The following is a 25367-nucleotide window of genomic DNA, read 5'->3' on the forward strand; positions in this document are numbered from 1 at the left end:
GGTTCACGACCTGGTGCTGCTGCCGCTGTACGTCGCTGTGGCCCACGCGGTCGTACGGGTGCTCGGCGCGGTCGGCCACCGGGAGGGCGCCATGTACGTACGCGTACCGGCCGCCTTCTCGGGGCTGCTGCTGCTCGTGTGGTTTCCGCTGATCAGCGGGCAGGTGGCAGAACGCTACCGGTCGGTCGCCGGGCTGTCGGGCGACGGCTTCCTGACCAGATGGCTGCTGATCTCGGCCGTGCTGTTCGGCGGCTCGGCCCTGCTGCTGGTGGTGCGGCTGCGCAGTGCGACGAAAGCGCGCCCACCGGCCGCCCACTGATCGACGGCACGCCAGCCCCGCGCGCGGGCACACCGGAGCAGCGCCGGGGTGCCGAGCCGGGCCCAGGGGAACGAGGCACCCGCCGTGCCCCGGACGTCGCCGGCACCGGCGAGGTCCGCAGTACGGACGAGGCGGACGCTGGCGAGCTCGTCCACGTCGACCGGGACCGTCTCAGCGATCAGCAGGCCGCCGGGGAGGAGAAGCCGGGCCAGCCGGCCGAGCAGGGCCGGCGGGTCGCCGCCGATGCCGAGGTTCCCGTCGAGCAGGAGCGCGGTGCCCCACCGGCCCTCACCGGGCAGCGGTTCGAAGACGGAGCGCCGCAGGGCCTGCCCGCCACGCCGGGTGGCGTGGGCCACGGCGGCTTCGCTGACGTCGATGCCGAGTGCCGCGTGCCCCGAGGAGGCGAGCTCCACGACGAGCCTCCCCGGCCCGCACCCCACATCGAGCACGGCCCCTTCGCAACGGGTCAGTACTTCCCGGTCCACGGCGTCGGCGCGCGCACACCACCGCTCCACCTCCAACGGCAGCAGCCAGCCGTCGGTACGGCGGAGGAAGAGCGGCCCGCGGCCGGCGCGCAAGGCGTCGGCGTAGGGGTCGGTCGACCAGGGGGTCACGGTGGGGCGTCCGGTGATGTGCTGCGCTATCGCCTCGTGTGCGGTGTTCATCGACCGGCGACCGCCTGCAGCCGGGCCAGTTCCGCGGCGAAGCGGCCGTGTGGCGCCGACGCGGAGACAGCTTGCGCGTCGGCCGCCGTGTCGACGTCGCGCAGCCGCGGCAGATCGCGGACACGCAGGCCGGCGGCGACGAGCCGGCCGCGCTGGACGGCGCCGGTGTCCGGCGTCGACATGGGGACGCCGCGCAGCAGGCCGGGATCGGGGGACGCCAGACCCAGTGCCCAGAAGCCGCCGTCCTCGGCCGCACCGAAGCAGGCGTCGTAGCCGGCGAAGTCGACGGTCAGCAGGTCCGGCGTCACCTGCGGCGTGTCCATGCCGATGAGCAGGGCCGGGCCGTCGCAGCCCGCGAAGGCCGCGGCCAGCCGCGCGTCGAGGCGGCCCGCGCACTGCGGTACGAGGTCGAAACCGGGCGGCAGCCAGGGGCCGGGACTCCCGTCCAGCACCAGCACACGGCGCTCCGCGGGGGTCGCAGCCACCGTACACAGCGTGTCCACGAGGGCCGCCTCGGCGAGTGCCGCCGCCTCCGCGGGCGTGAACGGCGGTGTGAGCCGCGTCTTCACGCGACCCGGCCGGGGCTCCTTGGCAATCACGAGCAGGGTGGTCATCGAGGGGTGCCTCCTTGCGCGGCCGGCGCGGTCGCCACCGGCACGGCCGGTGCCTCGGCGAGGACACGACGCATGTCACGGACCGCCTGCCAGGTGCCGCGCCAGGTGCCGGTGACCTTCGATTCGCCGCTGCGCGGCAGGTACGGCACGTCGTGTTCGGCGATGCGCCAGCCGGCGTCAGCGGCGCGGACCACCATCTGGAGCGGGTAACCGCTGCGCCGGTCGGTGAGGCCGAGAGCGAGGAGCGGCTCACGACGGGCGGCGCGCAGCGGTCCCAGGTCGTGCAGGCGAAGCCCGGTGCGACGACGCAGCATCCGGGCGAGCGCGAGGTTGCCGGCCCGGGCGTGCACGGGCCAGACGCCCCGGCCGCTGGGCCGCCGCCGGCCCAGCACCAGGTCGGCCTCGCCCGCTCGCACTTCCCGCACGAAAGGCAGGAGCAGCGTCGGGTCGAGCGAGGCGTCACAGTCGCAGAAGCACACGATGTCGGCGGTGGCGGCGGTCAGCCCGGCGTGGCAGGCGGCACCGAATCCGCGCCGCGGTTCGTCGACGACGGAGGCGCCGAGCTCCCGGGCGAGATCCGCCGAACCGTCCGTGGAGCCGTTGTCCACGACGAGGGCCCGCCAGCCGGGCGGGATGCGGTCGAGTACCCAGGGGAGGGCCTCGGCCTCGTTCAGGCAGGGCAGGACGACGTCGACGTCCGGCCGGGTGGGAGAGATCTTCACGCCCTTCACCTTACGAGCGCGAAACACGCATTTCGGACTCCAGCTCCTTACGAAACGCGGACATCAGGGACGGCGGGCACCTGGCGGCCAGCAGCAACGGCCCACTGGTGCGAGGCTGTCCGCATGGAGCAGATGCCGTACGGGACGCCGGCCGGACCGGCGGATGAGAGGTCCGGGGCCGCCCGCGTCCTCGTCGTCGACGACGACCTCACGGTCGCCGAGGTCGTAGCCGGTTATCTCGACCGGGCAGGACACGTCGTGGACCGCGCCGAGGACGGGCCCGCCGCGCTCACCCGTGCCGCGGCGACCTGGCCCGACCTGGTGGTGCTGGACCTGATGCTGCCGGGGATGGACGGGCTGGAGGTGTGCCGCCGCATGCGGGGACGCGGGCCGGTGCCGGTCATCATGCTCACCGCCCGCGGCGATGAGGACGACCGCATCCTGGGCCTGGAGGTGGGGGCCGACGATTACGTCACCAAGCCGTTCAGCCCGCGGGAACTGGTACTGCGGGTGGAGTCGATCCTGCGCCGCACGCGTCCCTGGGCCGCAGCACACTCCCGTACGGAGACACACCCCTTGAGCGCGGCCGGGCTCACCGTCGACCCCACCGCCCGCCGTGCCACCAAGAACGGCACCGGCATCGCCCTCACCCTCCGCGAGTTCGACCTGCTCGCGTACTTCCTCCGCAACCCCGGCCGCGCCTGCAGCCGCGAGGACCTGATGCGGGACGTGTGGGGCTGGGAGTTCGGCGACCTGTCGACCGTCACCGTCCACGTCCGCCGGCTGCGCGGCAAGGTCGAGGACGATCCGGCCCGGCCCCGGCTGATCCAGACCGTGTGGGGCGTGGGCTACCGCTTCGATCCGGGCGACGGCGCCCTGGAGAGCGGCGACGCCCGCGACGGCGGCGATGTCCGCGAGGGTGTCGGCGCGGACGGCGCGGAGTGACCGTGCGCGACACCCTTCTCATCGCCCTGTTCGCCTTCCTCGGTGCCGGTGCGGCCGGGCTCCTCGGTGCGGGAGCGCTGTGGTTGCTGCGCCGCCGCTCGCTCACCGCCTCGCTCACCGTTGTGGCCGCGGTGGCCGTGACCGCGATGCTCGCCGGAACTCTCGCGGTCGCGTGGGCGATGTTCCTGTCGGCGCACGACCTGACCGTCGTCACTACGGTCGTCGCGATGGCCACCGTGGTGTCGCTGGCCACGGCGCTGCTGCTGGGACGCTGGGTCGTCGCCCGCAGCCGGGACCTCCAGCTCGCGGCCCGCTCCTTCGGGGACGGCGGTGACTTCGCGGCTCCCACCGGCCCGGCAATCGCCGAACTCACTTCCTTGAGCGACGAGTTGGCCAACACCAGCGCCAAGCTCGCCGAATCCCGCGACCGTGAACGGGCATTGGAGACCTCGCGGCGCGAACTCGTCGCCTGGATCTCGCACGACCTGCGCACCCCGCTCGCGGGCCTGCGCGCCATGACCGAGGCGCTGGAGGACAGGGTGGCGGCCGATCCGGACCGCTACTTGCGGCAGATCCGCGCCGAGGTCGAGCGCCTGAACGACATGGTGAGCGACCTGTTCGAACTCTCCCGAATTCACGCGGGCGCCCTCACGCTTTCCCTCTCCCACGTCTCCCTGTACGACCTCGTCGGCGACGCCCTCGCCGAAGCCGATCCGCTCGCCCGTGAACACGGAGTGAAGCTCGTCGGCGACCGGGTCGAACCCGTTCCCGTCGAAGTGGACGGCAAGGAAATGAGCCGTGTGCTGGGAAACCTCCTCCTCAACGCGATCCGGCGCACCCCTGCCGACGGCACGGTCGCGATCGCCACGGAACGCTGTCCCGACGGCGTGACCCTGTCGGTCACCGATGGCTGCGGCGGCATTCCCGAGGAAGACCTGCCCCGGGTCTTCGACACCGGCTGGCGTGGCACTCACGCGCGTACCCCGCCCGCCGGCGCGGGCCTCGGCCTCGCCATCGTCCGCGGCATCGTCGAGGCTCACCGGGGCCGCGCCGCCGTGTCCAACATTTCCGGCGGCTGCCGCTTCGAGGTGACGCTCCCCGCGGCCGATTCCTGAGCCCGTCGGCTCTCGGAAGGTCCTGCGGAGCAGACGGGGCCCTCCGGGCGGCCGGTGCGGCGCTCAGCACTCCCGCGATTCGGCCCGCGCGAACTCCCGCATGCCCTCCGCGAAACCCACCTGCGCTTTCCAGCCCAGTTCGGTCCGCAGCCGGGACGAGTCCGCCGTGATGTGGCGTACGTCCCCCAGGCGGTACTCCCCCGTGACCACCGGCTCGGGTCCGCTGCACGCAGCGGCCAGTTCCCGGGCCATCTCGCCGACCGTATGCGGCTCGCCGCTGCCCGTGTTGTACGCCGTGAGTGCGCCCACGGGCGCGTCGGTGTCCAACGCCGCCACGTTGGCCGCCGCCACGTCCCGCACGTGCACGAAGTCCCGTCGCTGGCGACCGTCCTCGAAGACCCGCGGTGCCTCACCACGGGCCAGCGCCGAGCGGAAGAAGGAGGCGACCCCGGCGTACGGGGTGTCACGGGGCATCCGGGGACCGTACACATTGTGGTACCGCAACGACACCGCCGTACCGTCCGTGGCACGGGCCCATGCGGCCGCCAGGTGCTCCTGGGCGAGTTTGGTCGTTGCGTACACGTTCCGGGGGTCGACCGGGGCGTCCTCGCCCACCAGCTCGGGGGTCAGGTCCTCGCCGCACGCCGGGCAGGCGGGCTCGAACCGTCCCGCGGCCAGATCGGTGACCGCCCGCGGGCCCGGCCGCACCACCCCGTGCCGCGCACACGCGTACCGTCCTTCCCCGTACACCACCATCGACCCCGCCAGCACGAGCCGCCGTACGCCCGCGTCCGCCATGGCGGTGAGCAGGACGGCGGTGCCGAGGTCATTGCGCGAGACGTACTCACCGGCGTCCGCGAAGCCGTTGCCGAGCCCGACCATCGCCGCCTGATGGCACACGGCGTCGACCCCGTACAGCGCGCGTGCGACCGCTTCCCGGTCCCGCACGTCCGCGCCCGGGTCCTCGCGCACGTCGAAAACGATGGGCTCGTGTCCGTGCGCCATCAGCGCATCGACGACATGAGACCCGATGAACCCGGCGCCGCCGGTGACCAGTACCCGCATGCCTCCACGCTAGGACGAATCCCCCGCCGCAACGCAGGACCACGCCCACCCGTCATCGATCCGTAAGACCCGCACCGGCCGGGCTGCGCACAGCCGATAGCGGGCGACCAACAGCCACCGACGGAACGCCTCCGACGGCGACACAAGAGCGCCCCCCTCGACGAGCACGGGTCAGCGATCGAGCGCCGCCTCGGGGACCCCCTCTTGATGGCGGGGTGGGCTGCCGAGTCACCCCAGGAAGCTCAACCGGACCTGGCGGTTGGGATTGTCGGCATTCGTGTCCGCCAAAGTCCGTTAGGACAACCCAACCACTCCGGAGGAACTTCAAGCCGAGCCTGCCAGGAGGCCGGGGCCCCAGCTCACTCGCGACAACCTTGTCTCCGGCATGCACCAGGTGTTCGACGTGCCATCGCGCAGACCACTGACTTGACCGCCTACATCGACACACACCTCGACTACTCGCCCTTACCTCGCCCCTCGCCCTCGTTGATGACGATGCCGGCCCACCTTGGAGCAAGGAATTCCGCGCATCACCGCCGATGCCGCCCTCACCCGGGCCGACAGCCGCATTTCTCCACATCCACCACTCGTCCCAGGCACCTAGCTCCTGTACGGCGGGCACTTGAGCTCAGCCGCCCAGAACGACGCCCAGCGTTAACTCACCGATGCCCGCCCCCACCGAGACCGCCCCCTGCCGACCACCAGCTCCATCACATTGACGCCACCCCGTTCCCACCAGCAGTAACGAGGCGGACCCGACGACCAGGGCATCAGCTTCCGCTTGCTCGTCCGCACCATCGCCGACTGCACGACCTGCAGCCCAAAAAGGTAACCGGCGGCACATGGTCCGACGCGGGCCCCCTCACCGGCGCCGCGCCATGCCACGCGGGCAGCAGGGAACGGTGCAGGGTCTCCTGCATCGCTCCTCCAACATCAGTCCGATGCAGGAGACAATGCCTGCCATCTCTGCTAGCACGATCGCTAATAACTGAGAAACCGATGCCATACGAAATGTAATCTACGCACCATGGGACACCTGATATACCCACGAGCATGGGCCGAGCGGACAATGAGCATGCCTCTGTTGCCAGGGGCGCGATCCCAGTGGATCAGCAGGCTCCGAGAGCTGATCGAGGAGTTGTCCACCAACCAGGCACTCTCCTCCAACGGTCATGCACTGCCGCAGGCCGGTGGACTCGACCGACACCAGCTGCAGCAGCTTGTTCGAGCGGGGTTACTCTCACGCGAGGGTTCAGCACTCCTGCCAAGTGCTGCAGCTCGAACCTGGTATCACAACAGCGACACAGCCATTCTTATCGAGACCCTCCACGTCAACGTCAGATTTGTTGGCGAGGTCATGGAGGCCCTCGCCTCTGAGCCTCGCACACACGAGCAACTGCTGACTCTGGCCCGCGAAGAGTACGATTTACCATGGGATACAACGGGACCGGTACACAACCGAACGGCGTGGCTCGCGATCACAGGGATGGTTGACCTTTTCGACCGCCGTCTCCATCTGACAGATCTCGGCCGTACTGTCTTGCCGCGCCTCGCGCTGGGAAAGCCTGAGTCCAGGGACATCGACATGGCCATACCGCTCGCGCCGGCTGTGGGGGCCGTGGCTGATCTCATCGGCTCATTGGATGAGAACACTCTCCGCTCTCGGGCAGACGGAGCAAATCTCTATATTCCGGGAACATCTGCAAACAGCGGCAAACTGGATGCACTTCAGACGCTTACCGAAGCAGCGATCCCTTCAATCACAGACGCAGATTTCGTTCGGTTCGTGCAGGAAAACTTCCCCAAGGCTCAGAAGGCAGCCACGGCGCGCACAGCGAAAGACACCCTGAAGGCACTCGGACTCATTCAGCGAATATCGTCCGATACTTGGAGCGCGACACCAGCCGCCATCGCATGGGTCGAGTCCGGGGAAGTGCTGGACCTCGCACGCACCGTACATGCCGCAATTTCCTTTTTCGGCGAAATACTGGCTGAGCTCGACGAGGCGACTCGGCCTACCTCCGGAACGCTAGCGGAGCGCAGCGTGCGTTACCTTCGCAACCGGAAGAATCCGCTCTCTCGAGCCACAATCAACACACGCCTCAATCTGCTGGAGGCGTGCGGCCTCGTCACCCGCCTCTCACAGACCACTTATCGCACGACTCCTCTTGGGCGAGCCTTCAAGGACTCACTTCCGTGCCTCAGCTCGGACGATGCCATGACTCTCGGGACAGCCGAAGACCGTGTCGACCACTACCTGGGGGATCACGCCCGTATCGCTTCGCAGTCCAGCCCGGCCGGGTCCGAAATCGCAGCAGAATTGGTAAGTGCCGCACATGATAGCGCAATCCACGAGCGTTTAGAGAAGGCCGCCATCGCCGCGTTGGGGCACCTGGGCATGCCTGGCGAACACCTTGGTGGCAACGGACGCGTGGACGGGCGCGTCCGATTCGGCGTTGGTACGGACGCCTCAGTGCTGGCTGTGGAGACGAAGTCTTCGTCCACTGGGCGCGTTTTGGATCAGTCACTGTTCGGACTGGCAGAACACCGGGCGGAAATCGGAGCTCGGGTCACTCTCCTCATCGGCCCAAGTTTCGAACGCCGCATGCTTAAGGAGGCCGATGAGGACCAGGCCATCGCTGTCATCGAAACCGGGTTGCTGGCCGAGGTCGTCCGCCGTCAGGAGCAGACTCCGCTCACACTGACCCAATTGGCCCCACTCGTGGATCCTACGCTGCGGGCAGCTCAGCGCGGAGATGCCATCCGCGGATACTGGGAGGCACAGGAAGCCCGCAGTGAGCTCGAGTACGCACTCGTCGACATCTTGAATGCGGAAGCGGAAAACCCTTTTGAGGAGGGCGGCTGGCTCGATTTTATCTCGATTCGGCGCGAGCTTCGTAGTCGCGGTTACCACGTCGGGGAGGACTCAGTCGAGGAAGCTCTTGCGTTCCTGGCCTCGGGCCGGATCGGCGTACTGCAGCGGTCCGAGCGTGGCTATCGCTGTACCGCCAGTGTGCATACTGCCGGGCAGCGCATCCGTGCACTTGGACATCAATGGTCGGCAGCCGAAGCACTCCACCACCAGGTGCATTCTGGAGACCAAATGAGCCAGACGTAGCCGAGGCTGCCGGCAAACGCTTCCCACAAAAGAGCATCAACCACCCTGACTGGCGATGTCAGGCACATCGCCAGTCAGGCATCGAGGGCCGTTTCCCAATGCAGGTCGAACCGAGCATGCGGCACTCACACATGCCGACGGTGACGTGAGCGTAGCTCGCCGAGACCGAGCCATGCACTCGTCGACAATTTTCGAGATCGTGCGGCGAAAGGCGTGAGGCCCGCGGCGATCGGGAGCAAGCAGGCAGCGGCCAGACCGGAAGCTCCGTCACCTCCCGGGGGCGGCTCGCCAGAGCAAGCTCTCTCGGGCGATGTCCCGACGATTTCGTCCATGGCAGTGGTTCAGGCAACAGTTCTACGGCTCTTGTCGCTTCTTGCGGGGTGCCTGCCTAGCGCCGGCTTTCCGGCTCGCCCGCGACCGCGTCATCGAAGCGATGGTCGAAGAGTCCCTCTCCGCGGTGAGTGGCCTGACGGCGTGTGGCTCGCGCGCATCGATCCCCTCGGTCCCAGGGATGGCGTCGGGCTGTATCGGTGCGGGAGCAGAACGTCGTGCAGTGTCCGGGACGGGCAGGATATTCCGACGCTGCAGCTCGGAGATACTGACCAGCGGTGACATGAGAACACGGTCGAGCAGCTCATTCTGAGCCGACTGCAGCTCGACCAGATGCCACAGAACGGCGAGCACGTACTGGAGTTCCTCGCTCCAGGCGGGGCGCCACCGGTCGGGCCGAATGTGGTCCAGCTGACTGACGGCCCTGCGAGATGGCGGTCCCGTCCTGCGTTTCAACCAGCCGTCAAGAACGTTCTGGCCGCTGACCTGGTAATCCCGCATCTCTTGAGTCACCGGCCCGAAGACGCCCTGACCGAAGTGGAGTTCGAGACCTTCGGGATCGTAGACGAAGCCCTCGGGGAGCTCGTCCCTGCCAACCTGTCTCCGGTACGTGATCGCCGGCTGCGCGGTGGCCCAGACCTGCCGGGGCCCACCGGGCCTCCCCGCCACCGGGTCCACGAGCCTCTCTCCGAAGGTCGAGGCCCAGATCACCTTTCGCCCGATATGCAGCGCCTGCGACCACAGTGTGACGTCACCGGTGAGTGGTACGCGGACGCCGTTGGTGGTGAGTTCGTCGTCGAAGCGGGAGCGGAAGCCGGGGTGGGCCGTGATTGCGGCGATGTACGCAGCCAAGTCCTCGGCGGTGACAGGCAGACCACCGAGGGAGTTGCGAAGGTGCTGGAGAAGACCGGGGGTCACATTGGGGGTGCCATCCCTCTGCAGGAGGGGGATTACCCTACCCCCACCCCAGCCAGCGAAGTGATCCATATCCGGCATCAGCGCGGTGAACAAAGTAGCGGGGCCGTCGCCGAAACGTCCGGAGTGATGCTCCACGATGTGTATCTGCCCCTCCGACCGGTTCTCCCACAGCTGTGGCGAGCATCTGTCGAGGACCCTGTTGTCCGGAATGATCCACTGCCGATCGAAGGGACGGAAGGCGAAAAGTACCGGTTCCGGGCACTCGGAGCCCGCCTCTAGCATCGACCGCCGTCGCTGCGCTGAGCCCGGGAGCGGCTTGACCTGCCGGTCGACGGTACGGCTCTGGGTCTCCCTGAACAAGGCACGCTTCTCGGCGATATCCGTCTCGGCGGTCAACCTCCGCCACCGGGAGCGCAGCATGTCGGAGTCCGGGGAGTAGACCCACGTCCGCTTCGGCAAGATGCCGGGCACTGTCCATGGCAGCAGATCATCCAATGCGGGATATGTATCCCATGCCCCCTGTGCCGCGGGCGTGAACGGGGCGTGGGCGTCCTGACGCACCGACCGCCACTGGTCGCTGTCCGGCCCGAGAGTCTCGAGCTGCGTGTACTTCTCCTCACGGGTGCTGCCATCCAGGGCGACGTACCTGATGTGGGCGAGTTCGGTCTCAGCCCTGCTGCGAACGAACACGGCGATCGCCAGTGGTTGCTGGACGCCTTCGAAGAGGCGTGTCCGCATCGGTGGCTGGATGCCTTCCGGGCTGAGGTCGATGATCCAGCCCTCCGAACAAGTCTCACGCAGGTACTTCCTCATCCCTCGGAAACCGGGCCCGTTGAGGAAGCCCGCGGTACTGATGAAGGCGACGATTCCGCGGTCCGACTCGGAACGATGCTGTTCGAAGACCTTGAAGGTGGCCCAGCGCCAGAAGTAGACGTACAGGTTCTTGAGCTTGTTCTCGTGCACTCCGTTTCTGCCACCGAGGCGGAAGTCATCGAGCAGAGGTGCTTTGTCCTCGCCCTCGCGGCCTTTCTCCACCCAGCCGCCCTCCCCCTCGGCTCTCTCCCGGTCCGGGGGGTTGCTGATCATGACGGTGACCTTTTGCTCACGCTTGATCCAGTCTGCCTTGCGAGTGTTCTCGACCAGAGGATCGCCATCGGGCAGAAACGTGAAGAGCGTGGCCCTCTCGAAGGGGTCTGCGAGGGTGTCGGCCAGATGGAGTCGCAGATCGCCGAGTTGAGTATCGGTGACTTGGTCGCGGAGAGTCTGGGTGATCCTCATCTGGGCGACCGCGTAGGCGGCCATCTGACGCTCGAAGCCGATCAGCCGACCCGCCAGCTGTTCCACCGCTTCGCCGCGGAATCCCTCTCCGCGGCGGGAACGTTCTTCGGCGACCCTGTCGATGATCTCGCTGAGGAATGTGCCCGTGCCCATGGCGGGGTCGACGATCGTCACCTGTTCGTCGGCGAACCCCTCCAGGCAACCCAGGCGGGTGCGCAGTACGGCGTCGGTGAAGCGGACCATCTCCTTCACGAGACGGGGCGGGGTGTAGTACGTGCCAGAGCGCTTACGCAGCTCACGGTCGTATTCCTGGAGGAAATTCTCATAGAGATAAACGTGGGCGTCGGGATTCTGGGCTCGGATCGCCTCCCAGTTGACAGCGTCGATGACCTGCACGAGCGTGTCGATGCGGCGGGCAAACTCGGCGTCCACTGTCTCCGTCAGCAGCTGCAGGGCTCGGCCCATGACCGTGTTCTCGGCCTTCAACTCACGTGCAACGTCACCGAAGTTACGGCCGGCCAGCGGTACGTTCTCGATACGGGCCAGCAGCAGGGCGAAGGCGATCGTCTGGGTATAGCGGTCGGCAAAGAGGTGTTCGGGGTCCTGTCCATCGGTCGAGGGGAAGAGCACCTTGCTCCAGTGGTGCGCAAGAGCGGTGAAGGGCTTGGGTACACGCTGTCGGTTGTGGGGACCGTCTGGTGCTCTGCGTTCGAGGGCAAGCTGCTCCAGCACCTCCTCGCGCAGGTACTGGCACAGTGGAGCAATGGACGACACCAACTGACTCACGGTGGTGATGCGTTGCGGCTGCCATCCGAGAAACTCCCGCAGCAGATGCCGAAACGCCGCACCGCCGGCGGCTTCACTGGTACGCAACCGCCTGCCGGACCGGTAGAGATCACCGTCGAGCCGGACCATGCGGAGAGGCCGCGAACCACCTCGGTACAGGCACCAGGTGTGGCCGTTGGTGTACAGCACGTTGGGTAGCCGACGCATCAGCTCCCACTGCTCGCGGTCCCGCTTCGTGAAGCCGTCGGGTGTGACGTCGTGCCCAGGGGCCTTCAGCTCCAGGAAGCCGGTGATGCGCCCCGCGGTCTCCACCGCGTAGTCCGGACGCACCCGGGCCTCGGGCAAGGGGTACTCGGGGTGAAGGCGAGGACTCAGCTTCCAGCGCGCACCGAAAGCCTCCACCAGCTTCGCCACCGGCAGGCTGATGGACGCCTCCGTGTCGCTGACCCGCAGACGCTCCCTGCACTCGGATCCGAAATCCGCCACGCGAGCTCGTACCCACTCATCCAGCACCTTGTCCCCCTCCAGACTGTGGTCTCTCGGTGGATCACCGCAGACACAGATTGCTGGAGGCGAACAGGCCGCCTAAGTGCGCACAGGGGGCGCGCGAGGGGCACGGACGGGGCGTTGCGTAACCGCCGGGAAATCAGGTGCTGGTGTTGGTCAGGAGGAGACTGCAATAGCCGACGCAGACGTTGCCAGTGTGCGAGGTGCTCGCGGACGTGCAGCGGGACGCGATGGCTTACCGTCACCGGTACACCTGTGGGATCACATCCACGCTGGCGTGACAGGCCCTCATCACATGGTTCGCATCATGCGCAGGAGGACTGCTCCTCGGAAGACCGGAAAGTCACCCCAGGAAGCTCAATCGAACCCGACGGTCCGTGTTATCGGTGTTCGTGTCGACCAGGCATACCGACTGCCACGTACCCAGTTCCAGGTGGCCGTTTACCACGGGGAGGGTGGCGTGTGGGGGGACGAAGGCGGGGAGGACGTGGTCGCGGCCGTGGCCCGGGCTGCCGTGGCGGTGGCGCCAGCGGTTGTCGGCGGGAAGCAGGTCGCCGAGGGCGGTGAGGAGGTCGTCGTCGCTGCCGGCTCCGGTCTCGATGATCGCGATGCCGGCGGTGGCGTGCGGGACGAAGACGTTCAGGAGGCCGTCGCGGCCGGCCGCCGCCTCGGTGAGGAAGGCCGAGCAGTCGCTCGTGAGGTCGTGGACGGTCTCGTGGGAGCCGGTCGTGATGTTCAGTACGCGGGTGGTGAAGGGGTTCGACATACCACCATGATCGACGATCGGTGGAGGGGCGCGGAACCTGACACACGGCCGCAATAAAGGACCACTGGCCGAGACGGCGATTGACCTGGTTCCGGCCACGCGGCTACGTTCAGCGACATGTCTACGTCAGCCTTGCTCACCACGCGCGGTCATATCGACCTGCTGCGGGTGGCTTCTGCCGCCTGTCGCCGCGGCGACGGCTGCCGCTGCTGCTGCTGCGGCCACGGCTGCTGACGAGGGTTTTTCGTTTCACCTCTTCTTCGGTTCATCTCTTCGGTTCACCCATTTTCTTTCGCGTGCGCCTCTTGTCGTTGCGCGTGGTTTGCCGTGCTTGCGTGCGGTGTGGCCTTCTTCCGTTTGCGGAGTCTTCATGACGCCTGATCAGGCTGTAATTGATCGATATCGATCATCGTCATCCTCGCCACCGCCCGATGGCTCGCAGGGGCCCGAGCTGGTCACTCTGGTGCCGGTTTCGGGTCGGCGGCGGTCGGTGCCGCGGTGGTTGCGGCGTACGACCGGGCCGGTGGGGCTGGTGGTGTTGTGGCAGGTGTTGAGTGCGTCGGGGGTGTTGCATCCTGATGTGCTCGCCTCGCCCGGCACGATCGCGAGTACGGCTGCGGGGCTCGTCTCGGATGGGACGCTGCCGTCGGCCATGTTGGTGTCCGTGCAGCGCGTTCTGGTCGGGCTGGTGCTGGGCGGTATCGCCGGTGTTGCGCTGGCGCTTGCCTCCGGGCTGTCGCGGCTGGGTGAGGACCTGGTGGACGCGACCGTGCAGATGTTGCGGTCCATCCCGTGGGTGGGCGTCATCCCGTTGTTCATCATCTGGCTGGGGATCGGCGAGGCGCCGAAGATCGCGTTGATCGCGCTCGGGGTTGCCTTTCACCTTTACCTGAACGTGTACGCCGGGATCCGGGGCGTGGACGCGCAGTTGGTCGAGGCGGGGTCCTCGCTCGGGCTCGGGCGGTGGGGACTGGTCCGGCACGTCGTACTGCCCGGCGCGCTGCCGGGTGCGATGACCGGGCTGCGGTACTCGCTGGCCACCGCGTGGCTGGCACTGGTCTTCGGCGAGTCGGTCAACGCCGATGACGGCATCGGCTTCCTCATGAATCAGGCGCGGGAGTTCTTCCGTACCGATGTGATCGTGGTCTGCCTGATCGTGTACGCGCTGCTCGGACTGCTCGCCGATTTCCTCGTCCGTACTCTCGAAAGGCTGTTGCTGCAATGGCGACCGACGTTCACGGGGCAGTGAGCCCGAAGATTGCTGACGGTAGTACCTCTCGCGATGCCTCCGCCGCTGTGCGGGTGGCCGGGCTTACCCGTTCCTTTGGCGGGCGGGCGGTGATTGACGGTCTTGAACTGACCGTGCGGCCGGGCGAGTTCGTTGCGTTGCTCGGGCGCAGTGGGTGCGGGAAGTCGACGTTGCTGCGGGTGCTGGCCGGGCTCGACCGGGAGATCGAGGGCGAGGTGTCGGTGCCGCGCCGGTCGGCCGTCGCCTTCCAGGCGCCGCGGCTGATGCCCTGGAAGAAGGTGTGGCGGAACGTCCTCCTCGGGCTGCCCGGGCACCCCGAACGGGCGGTAGCGGAGCAGGCGTTGAGCGAGGTCGGCCTCTCGCACCGTACCGACGCCTGGCCGAAGACGCTCTCCGGTGGCGAGGCCCAACGCGCTTCGCTCGCCCGGGCGTTGGTACGCGAGCCCGATCTGCTGCTGCTCGACGAGCCGTTCGGCGCGCTGGACGCGCTGACCCGTATCAAGGCGCAGCGACTGGTGGGCGAGCTCTGGCGGCGGCGCGGCTGCGCGGTGCTGCTGGTCACCCACGACGTCGAGGAGGCGCTGCTGCTCGCGGACCGGGCGGTGGTGATGGACGAGGGCGTCATCGCGTACGAGACGCCCATCGATCTGCCGCGGCCGCGGGACATCGCGTCCCCGCGCTTCGCGGCGCTGCGCGCCCGGCTCCTGGACCAGCTGGGAGTGGAGGGCACGGAGGCGGCGGACGAGCTGGCCGACGCGGCCTGAACACCCCGAACAAACACCCAACGAACCACCCAGAGAACCATCCACCGAAACACAACGAACGGAACTGTGATGAGACCACGCCGACCGGCCCGCGCCCTCGTACCGGGTGCCGCCCTGCTGCTCCCGCTCGCGCTGCTGCTGACGGCGTGCGGCGGCGCGTCCCGGGCGGACGGTTCCGCCGGTGGTACGGGCAGTGGCACCGATGGCAAGGGCTCCGTGACGCTGAACGTCGGTGACCAGAAGGGCGGCTCCGAGGCGCTGCTGCGGGCCGCCGGCGAGCTGGACGACCTGCCGTACCGCATCAAGTGGTCCACCTTCACGTCCGGGCCGCCGCTGCTGGAGGCGCTGAACGCGGGCGCCGTGGACATCGGCGGGGTCGGCAACACACCGCCCGTCTTCGCCGCGGCCGCGCAACAGAAGCTCAAGGTGATCGCCGCCTCGCACAGCTCCTCCAAGGGCGAGGCGATCCTGGTGAAGAAGGACTCGCCGCTGAAGCGGACCGCCCAGCTCAAGGGCAAGACGATCGCGGTGGCACAGGGCAGCTCGGCCAATTACCAGCTCGTCGCCTCTCTGAAGAAGGCCGGGCTGACGACGAAGGACGTCAAGCTCAGCTATCTGCAGCCGGCGGACGCGCTGGCCGCGTTCACCCGCGGCCGGGTGGACGCCTGGGCGGTGTGGGATCCGTACACCGCCCAGGCCCTGGACCAGGCCGACGCGCGCCTGCTGACCACCGGGCAGGGCGTCGTCAACGGTCTCAGCTTCCAGGTGGCCGCGCCCGCCGCGCTGAAGGACAAGAAGAAGGCCGAGGTGGTCAAGGACTACAACGACCGGCTGCGGCGCGCCCAGGACTGGGTGTTCAAGCACCCGCGGAAGTGGGCCGAGGTGTGGGCGAAGGAGACCGGGCTGCCGGAGAAGGTTGCGCTGGACGCGGTCAAGCGGACGCGCGGTACGGCCGTGCCGGTCGCGGTCGACAAGGCCGCCGTCGCCTCCGAGCAGCAGATCGTGAACACCTTCGCGGACATCGGGCTGATCCCCCGGAAGTACTCCTTCGCCGACTTCGTCGATACGCGGTTCAACGGTGATCTGCCGCCGTCGAGCACGCGTCCGCGTACGTACGGTAAGGACGGCTGAGGCTCGGCCGAGGACCCGCTGAGGCCCGGCTGAGGGGCCCGGCTGAGGGGCCCGGCTGAGGCAGCAATCACGGCACAGCAACCGTGGTAGCAGCCACGGCGGCAGCACGGCGTCGGGAAGACGGCGGCGCCCCGCACCGTTAGTAGAAATATGAACTACACCAGCGGGGTGCGTGACGTCGAGGTCGTGGTGATCGGTGCAGGTCAGGCCGGTCTCGCCGCCGCCTTCCACCTGCGGCGGCTGGGCTACGTACCGGATCAGGACTTCGTCGTACTCGACCACGCGCCGCGACCGGGCGGCGCGTGGCAGTTCCGCTGGCCGACGCTCACGTACGGCAGGGTTCACGGCATGCACGCACTGCCGGGTATGGAGCTGACCGGTGCCGACCCCGGCCGGCCCTCCGCCGAGGTGATCGGGGACTACTTCACGACGTACGAGGAGACCTTCGGGCTGCGGGTGCACCGGCCGGTGCATGTCACCGCGGTACGCCCGGAGGGCCCCGAGCCGGACAGTTCCGAGCCCGGCGGCCGGCTGCTCGTGGAGTCCTCCGAGGGGACGTACGCGACCCGGGCGCTGGTGAATGCGACCGGCACCTGGGACCGTCCCTTCTGGCCGCACTTCCCTGGTCAGGAGCGGTTTCGCGGGCGTCTGCTACACACCGCCGGTTACCGCGGCCCGCAGGAGTTCGCCGGGCAGCGGGTCGTCGTGGTCGGCGGCGGCACCTCCGCCGTACAGCACCTGATGGAGATCGCCGAGGTCGCGGCGGACACGGCCTGGGTGACCCGGCGGCCGCCGGTCTTCCGGGAGGGCCCCTTCGACGAGGAGCGCGGCCGCGCCGCCGTGGCCCAGGTCGAGGACCGCGTCCGCCAGGGCCTGCCGCCCCGCAGTGTGGTCTCGGTCACCGGCCTGCCGATGACCGAGGCGATGCGGCGGGCCCGGGAGCGGGGCGTGCTCGTGCGCCGGCCGATGTTCGACCGGATCACGGAGGACGGCGTCCGCTGGGCCGACGGCAGTGGCTACGCGGCCGACGCCATCCTGCTCGCGACCGGCTTCCGGCCGGTCATCGACCACCTCGCCCCGCTCCGCCTCCGCGACCCCGGCGGCGGCATCCGCATGGACGGTACGCGCACCGTCCGCGACCCCCGGGTCCACCTCGTCGGCTACGGCCCCTCGGCCAGCACCATCGGCGCGAACCGGGCGGGCCGCGCCGCCGCACGCGACATCCGGCAGCTGCTGGAGCCGAGGGCGGGCAGGGCCGCAGGGCTCCCGTCCGGAGTCCGTCCGGCGGAGGCGAGTTCCGGGCGTCGCGACAACAGCCCGATACGCGCTGCATAAAGCCGCCGTCTACCTTTCCCTCCGGACAACTCATCTTCTGGAGACGGGACATGGCGATGGCGATGCGAGTCAAGAACGTGGTGCGGCAGGTCACGATGGGGGCGGCCGCCGTCTCCCTCGCGATCCTCGGTTCGGGCACGGCGCACGCGGCCACGGGCACCCTGGACTTCTACGGACCGGGCGTGCAGAAGCTGACCGACCCCAAGGACGGCCAGTGCTACAACGTCGTGGTCGGCGACTACGGCGACAAGAGAGTCACCAACAACACCAACAGGACGATCCACTGGTACGCCTTCGACAACTGCTCGGGGGACGAGGGCCATGCCGTACTGCCGGGTGCGACGGGAACGTCCAGTGAGACGTGGTGGCCGATCGTTCAAATCCGGTCCGTCAAGATCGGCTGAGCCGGGCTGCGTCGCAGCGCCGGCCGGGGGCGTCCCCGGCCGGCGCGGGCTGAGGTGCGGGGGCTCAGCCGGTAACAGCGCTCACTCGAACCGCGTCGGGTCGCCCGCTCCCCGGCGGACGATCTCGGGTTCGCTGCCGGAGAAGTCGATGACCGTGGTCGGCTCGGTGCCGCAGTCGCCCGAGTCGACCACCGCGTCCACCACGTGGTCGAGCCGTTCCTTGATCTCCCAGCCCTGCGTCAGCGGTTCGTCCTCGTCGGGCAGGAGCAGGGTGCTGGAGAGCAGCGGCTCGCCCAGTTCGGCGAGGAGCGCCTGCGCGACGACGTGGTCGGGGATGCGGACGCCGACCGTCTTCTTCTTCGCGTGCAGCAGCTTGCGCGGCACTTCCTTCGTCGCCGGGAGGATGAAGGTGTAACTGCCGGGCGTCGCGGCCTTGATGGCCCGGAACACGTCGTTGTCGATCTGGACGAACTGGCCGAGCTGCGCGAAGTTCTGGCACACCAGGGTGAAGTGGTGGCGGTCGTCGAGGTTCCGGATGGACTTGATCCGGTCGATGCCGTCCCGGCTGCCCAGCTGGCAGCCGAGGGCGAAACAGGAGTCCGTCGGGTAGGCGACGAGCGCGCCCGAGCGGATGCTGTCGGCCACACTGCCGATGGTGCGCGGCTGCGGGTTTTCGGGGTGCACGTCAAAGTACTTCGCCATCCGTCGAGCGTAGGCGATGTTCGGCCGGATCACCGAAAGACGGAGCCGGTAATTCCGGCAGCGGCGGCCAGTGGGCGAAACCGGCCGTCGGCGCGGTAATGGCCGTGAGGTCCGTTCCCGGGGGTAGTCGGGAGGGGTGGGACAGCCCGCAGCGGAGAGGAGAGCGTGATGGTGGTAGCGGTCATCGCTGTCGTGTGTGTGCTCATGCTGGTCCTGGGGTTCGTCGTACCGAGGTTGTCCCGGCGCCCGCAGCGGGGCACGCAGAAGTCGCTCGGTGCGGGCGCGCGTGGGGCGGGCAAGGCTCCCGGCTTTGTGGGGCGGCTGCTGAGCGCGCCGTTCCGCAGCAGCAACCGGGCGGTGGGGAAGAGCGGCCGCGCCGGCCGTAGGGGCCGCTCCCGTATGCCCTTCTGAGGTGTGCGGTACATCAGGCCGTAGAGCGGTGTGCCGGTACGTCACGTCGTACAGCGGTGCCGGTGTCACACCTCCGGCGGTGCGCCCTCGATCGGCCGGCCGAGCACGCCGGGCCGGCGCTGCCGGGGCAGCGGACCGCCGGGCGGGCGGTAGTCGACGCCGAGTGCGTCCAGTCGCGCGTAGTGACCGGCCATCCGCGCCTCGAAGGCCGGGTAGTCCCGTTCCGCCGGCCTCGGCAGCGCGGACCAGGCGACCTCGGCGAACGCGGCGAGCCGGGGGAAGACCTGGTAATCGACGCGGGAGCGGTTCTGCATGACCTCGGTCCAGACGTTGGCCTGGGTGCCGAGGATGTGCCCGGCGGCCTCGGGGGAAAGGCCCGGCGGGATGGGTTCGAACCGGTAGACGTCCTCCAGTGTGCGTACGTAGCCGATGGGCATCGGCTCGTCGGGGCCGCCGTGCTGGCGGTGGTCCAGGTACACCTGCTGCTCCGGGCACATCACGACGTCGTGCCCGGCCTCGGCGGCGGCGATGCCGCCCGCGTAGCCGCGCCAGGAGGAGACCGCGGCGCCTTCGGCGAGGCCGCCCTCCAGGATCTCGTCCCAGCCGATGAGGCGGCGGCCGCGCGCGGTCAGCCAGCGGTCGAAGTGGCGGATGAACCAGGACTGGAGTCCGTCCTCGTCGGCGAGGCCCAGCTCCGCGATGCGGGCCTGCGCGGCCGGGGACCGCCGCCACTGGTCCTTGGGGCACTCGTCGCCGCCGATGTGCACGAAGGGTGAGACGTCGGCCGGGAAGAGCTCCAGTACCTCCTCCAGGACGCCCTCGTAGAAGCGGAGGGTGGCGTCCGTGGGGGCGAGGATGTGCGGGCTGACGCCCCAGTTGTCCCAGACCTGGAGGGCAGCGGTGTCGACGACGTCGGTGTTGCCGAGCCACGGGTAGGCGGCGATGGCGGCCTGCGAGTGGCCGGGGATGTCGATCTCGGGGACGACGCGGATGTGCCGCTCGGCGGCGTACGCGACGATCTCCCGGACGTCGTCCTGCGTGTAGTACCCGCCGTGCGGCGTCTCGTCCCACAGTTCCGACGCGCGGTGGCCCCACTTGGTGCGGGCGCGCCAGGAGCCGACTTCGGTGAGGCGCGGGTGGCGCTTGATCTCGATGCGCCAGCCCTGGTCGTCGGTGAGGTGGAAGTGGAAGACGTTCAGCTTGTGCGCGGCGAGCAGGTCGAGGTAGCGCAGCACGTCGTCCTTGGGGAGGAAGTGCCGGGCGACGTCGAGCATCATGCCGCGCCAGGAGAAGCGGGGGCCGTCCCCGATGCGTACGGCGGGCAGGCCCCAGGTCGCCTCGGCGTGGAGGGGGGCGCGACGGAAGGCGTCGGCGCCGAGGAGCTGGCGCAGGGTCTGGGCGCCCCAGAAGACGCCGGCCGGGCCGCCGCCGGTGATCCGTACGGCGCCGCCGGTGGTGTCGAGCCGATAGTCCTCGGGCGGGAAGCCGTCCTCGACGGCGAGGGTGATCGTGCCGGACGCGTCGGCCGGGCCCGGCGGGAGCGTCAGTCCCAGCGCGGCGCCCAGCGTGCCGCGCAGCCAGCGCTCGGTGGTTTCGGTGCCGGGACCGGCCGCGAGCGTGGTGGACGCCTCCAGGACGCATCCGGCACCGCCGGTGACATCCAAGTGGCGTGGAATAGGCAGCAGTTGGGCGTTCATGGCATCAGTCCTTGACCGCGCCGCCCAGTCCGGAGACCAGTCGGCGCTGTACGAGTACGAAGAAGACCAGGACGGGGAGGGTCATCACGGTAGAGGCGGCCATGATCCCTCCCCAGTCGTTCTCATCGGGCTTGAAGAAGACCAGCAGTGCCATGGGCAGGGTGGACTGCGAGGTGTCGCTGATGAGGAAGGACTTGGCGAACAGGAAGTCGTTCCAGGTGGAGATGAAGGAGAAGACGCTGGTCGCGGCGAGGCCGGGGAAGACCAGCGGGAAGAGGATCTGCCAGAGGAAGCGGGTGCGGCTCGCGCCGTCGATCGCGGCCTGCTCCTCCAGCGCGTCCGGCACCGCCCTGACGAAGCCGCGCAGCATCCAGATGGCGAACGGCAGCGAGAAGGCGAGGTGCGGCAGGATCAGCGAGCCGAGGGTGTTGAGCTGCCCGAAGTCCCGCATGAGGAAGAACAGCGGGATGGTGAGCGCCTCGACCGGCACCATCTGCGCGACCAGGAACATGATCAGCAGGGTGGTGCGGAACCGGAAGCGGAAGCGGGTGACCGCGGTGGCGGCCAGGAAGGCGATCAGCGCGGAGGCGAGGACGACCGTACCGGCCACGAACAGGCTGTTGAGGAAGTACCGGCCGAAGTCCTGCTGCTCGAAGACGCGGCGGAAGGCGTCGAGGGAGGGGGCGAGGGTCCAGGGGCGGGGGTCGGTGGACTGGATCTCGTTCGCCGGCTTGAAGGCCGAGAGGACCGTCCAGTACAGCGGGAAGGCGACGAGGGCGGCGATGGCCAGGGCGGCGGCCTCGGCGGCCAGCCGTCCCGGCCGCCGGACCGCCCTCATGATCGGCAGGCTCACAGTTCCTCCCCCTGGCGCCGCACGATGCGCAGGTACACCAGCGTGACGGCCAGCAGGATCAGCAGCATGACGACGCCGATGGCCGAGCCGAGGCTGTACTGCGAGGAGGCGAACGCCTTCTGGTACGCGTACACATTGAGCACGAGGTTCTGTCCGGCGATGCCGCCGCCGCCCGTCATCACATAGATCTGGGTGAAGACCTTGAAGTCCCAGATGACCGACTGGATGGTGACGACGACGAGGATCGGCCGCAGGATCGGCGCCAGGACCGAGCGCCAGGTGCGCCACTGCGAGGCGCCGTCGAGCGCGGCCGCCTCCAGCACTTCGGCGGGGACGGCGCGGATGCCCGCGTACACGGTCACCATCACGAACGGGAACGAGCACCACACGACTTCGAGGAGGACCAGGACGAACGCGCTGTACCGGCCGTACGTCCAGGAGAAGTCGCCGAGCCCGAGCACCCTGTTGACGGGGCCGAAGTCGGGGTCGAAGAGGAAGACCCAGACGGTGGAGCCGGTGATGGCGGGGGTGGCCCAGGCGCCGAGCGCGGCCAGCATCAGGACGAGCCGGGGCAGCGCGCGGACGCGGGTGAGCAGGACGGCGAGGGCGCAGCCGGCCAGGAGGGTGGCGAGCACGCAGGCGGCGGCGAAGAGGACGGTGGCGAGGAGCACCCGCCAGAACTCGCCGTCGCCGAAGAGCGCCGCGTAGTTGCCGAATCCCTGGAAGGAGGTCGGCTGCCCGCCGCTGACCTGGGCCTGGGTGTACTCCAGGAAGGAGATCAGGCCGAGCTGGTAGATCGGGTAGACGAGCAGTCCGGCGAGCAGGACGAGCGCGGGCAGCAGGTAGAGCCAGGGGGTCCAGCCGGGGCGGCGCAGGGCGGTCAACGGTGCGTCCTCACTGCGCGGCGGAGAACGCGGCGTCCATCTTCTTCGCCGCGTCGTCGGACGCCCGGGCCACGCTCTTACGGCCGCTGACGATCTCCTGGTACATGGTCGGGAGGATCAGCGAGGCGTCGATCTGGCCCCAGGCCGGTGAGGCGGGGACGAACTTGGCGCCGGCGTGCAGGGTTTTGACGAACGGCGCGACGTACGGCTGCTTCTTCGCGGCCTCGTCCAGTACGTCGGTGTACGTCGGCAGGAAGCCCATCGCGTCGAAGAGCCGGCGCTGGGATTCCTTGCCGGTCAGCGACTTCATGAGGGCCACCGCGAGGGTGCGGTGCGAGGTGCTCTTCAGGACGCCGATGTTGTTGCCGCCCGCGAAGGCCGGGGCGATCGATCCCTTCTTCGCCCCGGGCAGCGGGACGACCGCGTACTTGCCCTTGGCCTTGCTCGCCTCGACGGCGGCGTGGCTGAAGTCGCCGCCGATCGCCATGGCCGCCTTGCCGGAGGTGAAGGCGGTGACGGTGGCGTTGCCGCCCATGGAGGCGCACTTGTCGGCCGGGCAGTTGGCGTCGCCGAAGAGGGCGGCGTACGTCTCGATGCCCTTGCGGGCCTCGGGGGTGTTGACGGCGGCCCGGTAGGTGTCGCCGCGCTGTACGGCGAGTTCGCCGCCCTGGGCCCAGAGGAAGGGCAGGGCGCCGTAGGTGTACGCGCCGCCGACCGCGAGGCCGTAGAGGCCGGGCCGGGCTTTGTGGATCTTCTTCGCGGCGGCGACCAGCTCCGCCTGGGACTCGGGCGGGGCGATGCCCAGGTCCTTCAGGACGTCGGTGCGGTAGTACAGCGCGCGCACGCCGACGAAGAGCGGCGCGCCGTAGACCTTGCCGCCGACGGTCACGGACTGCTTCGCGGTGGGGTCGGTGTCCTTCGCTTCCTTCCAGGCGGTGTATTCGGCGGTGACGTCGGCGAGGCCGCCGTCCTTGACGTAGCCGGCGGTGTCGGTGTTGCCGTACTCGATGAGGTCCGGCGCGCTCGCGGGGTCGTTGAACGCGGCCTTGATGCGCTGGGCGCGGGTGTCGACCGGGATGTACTCGACCTGCACGTCGGTGCCCTTGTGCTGCTTCTCGAACGCGGCGACGGCCGCGTCGACGACCTTCTCCTTGGGCTTGTTGCCGACCTCCCGGAACAGCCACACGCGCAGCGTCCCGCTCTTCTCGTCCTTGGTCCCGCCGCTCGCCGAGGTCTGCGGAGCGCAGCCGGTGACGGCGAGGCCGGCGAGGACAAGCCCCGCCAGTGGAGCGGCTATTCGGGCATACGCGGTCATCGGCACCCCTACAGATCGAGCGCTGCCACACATGGCGGACCGGAGCCCGCGTCATTGCAACATACGCAATGGACGTTTCGCTCTGCACAACCTGGCGGGATCATATGGGCGCCGAAGGTCGCCGACAAGTGGTCTCTACCACTCAACTGGCGTTCGGTATCAGCCAATCGAACTTAAGACGATTGCCTTAGTAAGACACGCGTCTTACGGTGGCCGGGTTGCCGATGCCCGGAGGAGACCCCCATGACCGACGAGGCCGCCACACCGATCCCCGACTACCCGTTCGCCCAGCCCCACGTACTGGAGCCGCCGCAGGAGTGGGCCGAGAACCGCGCGAAGTGCCCGGTGGCGCACGTGCGCATGCCCAGCGGCGACGTCGTCGGGCTGCTGACCGGATACGACGAGGTCCGCACCCTGCTGGCCGACCCGCGGTTCAGCCGCAACCTCGCGCGGGAGGGCGGGGCGCGCCTGTCGAACACCGAGGACGGCGGGATGTTCAGCCGGCGCAACCCCGGCGCCACGGACATCCAGGAGGGCCCGGGCCACCAGCGCTGGCGCCGGCTGCTCAGTCGCGCCTTCACGGTGAAGAAGATGGAGGCGTGGCGGCCGCGCATCCAGGGCATGGCCGACGAGCTGGTGGACGCCATGCTGGCCGGGGGCTCCCCCGCCGACCTCCGCACGGCCCTCGCGCTGCCGCTGCCGGTCCAGGTCATCTGCGCCCTGCTGGGCGCGCCGAGCGAGGACCAGGAGAAGTTCGCGTACTGGTCGGAGGTGGCGCTGACGCTGACCAAGTACACGCAGGAGGAGGTCGACGCGGCGCAGCAGGCGTTCCTGGACTACGCCTCGGACCTGGTCGAGCGGAAGCGCGCGCACCCGGGTGACGATCTGCTCAGCGAGCTGACGCTGATCTCGGACAGCGAGGACGGCCGGCTCAGCCACGACGAGCTGGTCTCCACGGCGCGCGGCCTGCTGCTGGCCGGCCACGAGACCACCTCGAACATGATCATGAAGATGACGGCGCTGCTGCTGGCCGAACGGGAGCGCTACGAGGCGGTGGTCGCCGACCCGGAGCTGATCCGGGGCACGGTGGAGGAGTCCCTGCGGATGGACCCGCTCGCGGGCGTCGGCATTCCCCGGTTCATCACGGAGGACACCGAGGTCGGCGGGGTCCCGGTCGGCGCGGGCAGCAACCTGCTGGTCAACATGGCGGCCGCCAACCGGGACGCGCGCAAGTTCCCCGAGCCCGACCGGTTCGACCCGCGCCGCGAGAACAACAGCCAGCACGTCACCTTCGGCGCGGGTCCGCACTTCTGCGTCGGCCAGACGCTGGCCCGGGTGGAACTGCAGGTCGTCCTGGGCACGTTCGCCAGGCGGCTGCCCGGCCTGCGGCTGCGGGACAAGCCGGAGGAGCTGCGCCCCCGGGACGGCGTCGCGGCCGGCGGCCTGGAGGAACTGTGGGTCACCTGGTGAGGTT

The 25367-nt window shown here is 69.1% G+C and carries 21 protein-coding genes and 1 pseudogene; 11 read left to right on the plus strand and 11 right to left on the minus strand.

Translation table 11 applies throughout. The features are described 5' to 3' along the window. Positions 1-174 precede the first annotated feature (174 nt). Genes ACIGXO_RS02865 through ACIGXO_RS02875 form a run of 3 tightly spaced genes read right to left on the minus strand, consistent with a single transcriptional unit; the run spans position 175 to position 2329 of the window. Entirely contained in the window at positions 175-984 is an 810-nt protein-coding gene (locus ACIGXO_RS02865) for a class I SAM-dependent methyltransferase (protein WP_399779337.1), read from the minus strand. Continuing rightward, entirely contained in the window at positions 981-1598 is a 618-nt protein-coding gene (locus tag ACIGXO_RS02870; RefSeq protein WP_399779339.1) for a DUF2064 domain-containing protein, read from the minus strand. Before ACIGXO_RS02870 ends, ACIGXO_RS02865 begins: the two co-directional genes overlap by 4 nt. Beyond that, positions 1595-2329: a glycosyltransferase family 2 protein gene (locus ACIGXO_RS02875; RefSeq protein WP_399779976.1), complete on the minus strand. Its 735-nt coding sequence runs from the start codon at positions 2327-2329 to the stop codon at positions 1595-1597. Before ACIGXO_RS02875 ends, ACIGXO_RS02870 begins: the two co-directional genes overlap by 4 nt. A 114-nt stretch (positions 2330-2443) precedes the next feature. Here ACIGXO_RS02875 and ACIGXO_RS02880 point away from each other — a divergent pair, with 114 nt between their 5' ends. Both ACIGXO_RS02880 and ACIGXO_RS02885 read left to right on the plus strand, forming a co-directional pair. Continuing rightward, positions 2444-3265, plus strand: coding sequence for a response regulator transcription factor (locus tag ACIGXO_RS02880; RefSeq protein ID WP_399779341.1), 822 nt, complete (start codon positions 2444-2446; stop codon positions 3263-3265). 2 nt (positions 3266-3267) lie between these two features. After that, positions 3268-4380: a sensor histidine kinase gene (locus ACIGXO_RS02885; RefSeq protein ID WP_399779343.1), complete on the plus strand. Its 1113-nt coding sequence runs from the start codon at positions 3268-3270 to the stop codon at positions 4378-4380. Positions 4381-4443: 63 nt separating this feature from the next. Here ACIGXO_RS02885 and ACIGXO_RS02890 read toward each other — a convergent pair whose 3' ends face one another. Beyond that, positions 4444-5445, minus strand: coding sequence for an NAD-dependent epimerase/dehydratase family protein (locus tag ACIGXO_RS02890; protein ID WP_399779345.1), 1002 nt, complete (start codon positions 5443-5445; stop codon positions 4444-4446). A 1138-nt stretch (positions 5446-6583) separates the two neighbouring features. On the opposite strand from ACIGXO_RS02890, the gene ACIGXO_RS02895 reads away from it, so the two are divergent. Then, positions 6584-8563 (plus strand): hypothetical protein, encoded by a 1980-nt coding sequence (locus ACIGXO_RS02895; RefSeq protein ID WP_399779347.1) that lies wholly within the window; start codon positions 6584-6586, stop codon positions 8561-8563. A 354-nt stretch (positions 8564-8917) separates the two neighbouring features. Here the strand turns inward: ACIGXO_RS02895 and ACIGXO_RS02900 are convergent, their stop codons facing one another. Further along, complete coding sequence (locus ACIGXO_RS02900; protein ID WP_399779349.1) at positions 8918-12361, minus strand: type ISP restriction/modification enzyme; 3444 nt, start codon at positions 12359-12361, stop codon at positions 8918-8920. Between the two features lie 364 nt (positions 12362-12725). Beyond that, on the minus strand, positions 12726-13148 hold the full coding sequence (locus ACIGXO_RS02905; protein WP_399779351.1) for a secondary thiamine-phosphate synthase enzyme YjbQ: 423 nt from the start codon (positions 13146-13148) through the stop codon (positions 12726-12728). Between the two features lie 117 nt (positions 13149-13265). On the opposite strand from ACIGXO_RS02905, the gene ACIGXO_RS02910 reads away from it, so the two are divergent. From ACIGXO_RS02910 to ACIGXO_RS02935, 6 genes are all read left to right on the plus strand, one after another. Further along, positions 13266-13382, plus strand: a complete 117-nt coding sequence (locus tag ACIGXO_RS02910) for a putative leader peptide (RefSeq protein WP_399779353.1) — start codon at positions 13266-13268, stop codon at positions 13380-13382. Between the two features lie 136 nt (positions 13383-13518). Next, on the plus strand, positions 13519-14397 hold the full coding sequence (locus ACIGXO_RS02915) for an ABC transporter permease (protein WP_399779355.1): 879 nt from the start codon (positions 13519-13521) through the stop codon (positions 14395-14397). Beyond that, entirely contained in the window at positions 14370-15161 is a 792-nt protein-coding gene (locus tag ACIGXO_RS02920) for an ABC transporter ATP-binding protein (protein WP_399779357.1), read from the plus strand. The genes ACIGXO_RS02915 and ACIGXO_RS02920 overlap by 28 nt, the downstream gene beginning before the upstream one ends. Positions 15162-15230: 69 nt before the next feature. Beyond that, positions 15231-16292, plus strand: a complete 1062-nt coding sequence (locus ACIGXO_RS02925; protein WP_399779358.1) for an ABC transporter substrate-binding protein — start codon at positions 15231-15233, stop codon at positions 16290-16292. Between the two features lie 150 nt (positions 16293-16442). Further along, positions 16443-17627, plus strand: coding sequence for an NAD(P)-binding domain-containing protein (locus tag ACIGXO_RS02930; RefSeq protein WP_399779360.1), 1185 nt, complete (start codon positions 16443-16445; stop codon positions 17625-17627). 56 nt (positions 17628-17683) lie between these two features. Further along, complete coding sequence (locus ACIGXO_RS02935) at positions 17684-18031, plus strand: hypothetical protein (protein ID WP_399779362.1); 348 nt, start codon at positions 17684-17686, stop codon at positions 18029-18031. Between the two features lie 81 nt (positions 18032-18112). Here the strand turns inward: ACIGXO_RS02935 and ACIGXO_RS02940 are convergent, their stop codons facing one another. Continuing rightward, positions 18113-18733: an L-threonylcarbamoyladenylate synthase gene (locus ACIGXO_RS02940; protein ID WP_399779364.1), complete on the minus strand. Its 621-nt coding sequence runs from the start codon at positions 18731-18733 to the stop codon at positions 18113-18115. 168 nt (positions 18734-18901) lie between these two features. Here ACIGXO_RS02940 and ACIGXO_RS02945 point away from each other — a divergent pair, with 168 nt between their 5' ends. Further along, positions 18902-19144, plus strand: a complete 243-nt coding sequence (locus ACIGXO_RS02945; protein ID WP_399779366.1) for a DUF6411 family protein — start codon at positions 18902-18904, stop codon at positions 19142-19144. Positions 19145-19209: 65 nt separating this feature from the next. Here ACIGXO_RS02945 and ACIGXO_RS02950 read toward each other — a convergent pair whose 3' ends face one another. The 4 genes and pseudogenes from ACIGXO_RS02950 to ACIGXO_RS02965 form a co-directional block, all read right to left on the minus strand. Continuing rightward, positions 19210-20841 (minus strand): beta-N-acetylhexosaminidase, encoded by a 1632-nt coding sequence (locus tag ACIGXO_RS02950; RefSeq protein ID WP_399779368.1) that lies wholly within the window; start codon positions 20839-20841, stop codon positions 19210-19212. 4 nt (positions 20842-20845) lie between these two features. Beyond that, a complete protein-coding gene (locus ACIGXO_RS02955; protein WP_399779979.1) occupies positions 20846-21679 on the minus strand; it encodes a carbohydrate ABC transporter permease in 834 nt (277 codons plus the stop codon). An 11-nt stretch (positions 21680-21690) separates the two neighbouring features. Beyond that, positions 21691-22650, minus strand: a pseudogene (locus ACIGXO_RS02960) (carbohydrate ABC transporter permease); the annotation flags it as partial. Then, positions 22589-23893: an extracellular solute-binding protein gene (locus tag ACIGXO_RS02965; RefSeq protein WP_399779370.1), complete on the minus strand. Its 1305-nt coding sequence runs from the start codon at positions 23891-23893 to the stop codon at positions 22589-22591. The gene ACIGXO_RS02965 and the pseudogene ACIGXO_RS02960, both read right to left, overlap by 62 nt. A gap of 243 nt (positions 23894-24136) precedes the next feature. On the opposite strand from ACIGXO_RS02965, the gene ACIGXO_RS02970 reads away from it, so the two are divergent. Further along, positions 24137-25363 (plus strand): cytochrome P450, encoded by a 1227-nt coding sequence (locus tag ACIGXO_RS02970; protein WP_399779371.1) that lies wholly within the window; start codon positions 24137-24139, stop codon positions 25361-25363. Positions 25364-25367 lie beyond the last annotated feature (4 nt).

This window comes from Streptomyces sp. NPDC053542 (genome assembly GCF_044544685.1).
Taxonomy (GTDB): Bacteria; Actinomycetota; Actinomycetes; order Streptomycetales; family Streptomycetaceae; genus Streptomyces.

Bases quoted from the DNA above. Each gene is read 5' to 3' on its own strand.
- ACIGXO_RS02865 (WP_399779337.1), bottom strand. From the start codon at position 984: ATGAACACCGCACACGAGGCGATAGCGCAGCACATCACCGGACGCCCC.
- ACIGXO_RS02870 (WP_399779339.1), bottom strand. From the start codon at position 1,598: ATGACCACCCTGCTCGTGATTGCCAAGGAGCCCCGGCCGGGTCGCGTG.
- ACIGXO_RS02880 (WP_399779341.1), top strand. From the start codon at position 2,444: ATGGAGCAGATGCCGTACGGGACGCCGGCCGGACCGGCGGATGAGAGG.
- ACIGXO_RS02890 (WP_399779345.1), bottom strand. From the start codon at position 5,445: ATGCGGGTACTGGTCACCGGCGGCGCCGGGTTCATCGGGTCTCATGTC.
- ACIGXO_RS02905 (WP_399779351.1), bottom strand. From the start codon at position 13,148: ATGTCGAACCCCTTCACCACCCGCGTACTGAACATCACGACCGGCTCC.
- ACIGXO_RS02910 (WP_399779353.1), top strand. From the start codon at position 13,266: ATGTCTACGTCAGCCTTGCTCACCACGCGCGGTCATATCGACCTGCTG.
- ACIGXO_RS02915 (WP_399779355.1), top strand. From the start codon at position 13,519: ATGACGCCTGATCAGGCTGTAATTGATCGATATCGATCATCGTCATCC.
- ACIGXO_RS02920 (WP_399779357.1), top strand. From the start codon at position 14,370: ATGGCGACCGACGTTCACGGGGCAGTGAGCCCGAAGATTGCTGACGGT.
- ACIGXO_RS02925 (WP_399779358.1), top strand. From the start codon at position 15,231: ATGAGACCACGCCGACCGGCCCGCGCCCTCGTACCGGGTGCCGCCCTG.
- ACIGXO_RS02930 (WP_399779360.1), top strand. From the start codon at position 16,443: ATGAACTACACCAGCGGGGTGCGTGACGTCGAGGTCGTGGTGATCGGT.
- ACIGXO_RS02935 (WP_399779362.1), top strand. From the start codon at position 17,684: ATGGCGATGCGAGTCAAGAACGTGGTGCGGCAGGTCACGATGGGGGCG.
- ACIGXO_RS02940 (WP_399779364.1), bottom strand. From the start codon at position 18,733: ATGGCGAAGTACTTTGACGTGCACCCCGAAAACCCGCAGCCGCGCACC.
- ACIGXO_RS02945 (WP_399779366.1), top strand. From the start codon at position 18,902: ATGGTGGTAGCGGTCATCGCTGTCGTGTGTGTGCTCATGCTGGTCCTG.
- ACIGXO_RS02950 (WP_399779368.1), bottom strand. From the start codon at position 20,841: ATGAACGCCCAACTGCTGCCTATTCCACGCCACTTGGATGTCACCGGC.
- ACIGXO_RS02955 (WP_399779979.1), bottom strand. From the start codon at position 21,679: ATGAGGGCGGTCCGGCGGCCGGGACGGCTGGCCGCCGAGGCCGCCGCC.
- ACIGXO_RS02965 (WP_399779370.1), bottom strand. From the start codon at position 23,893: ATGACCGCGTATGCCCGAATAGCCGCTCCACTGGCGGGGCTTGTCCTC.
- ACIGXO_RS02970 (WP_399779371.1), top strand. From the start codon at position 24,137: ATGACCGACGAGGCCGCCACACCGATCCCCGACTACCCGTTCGCCCAG.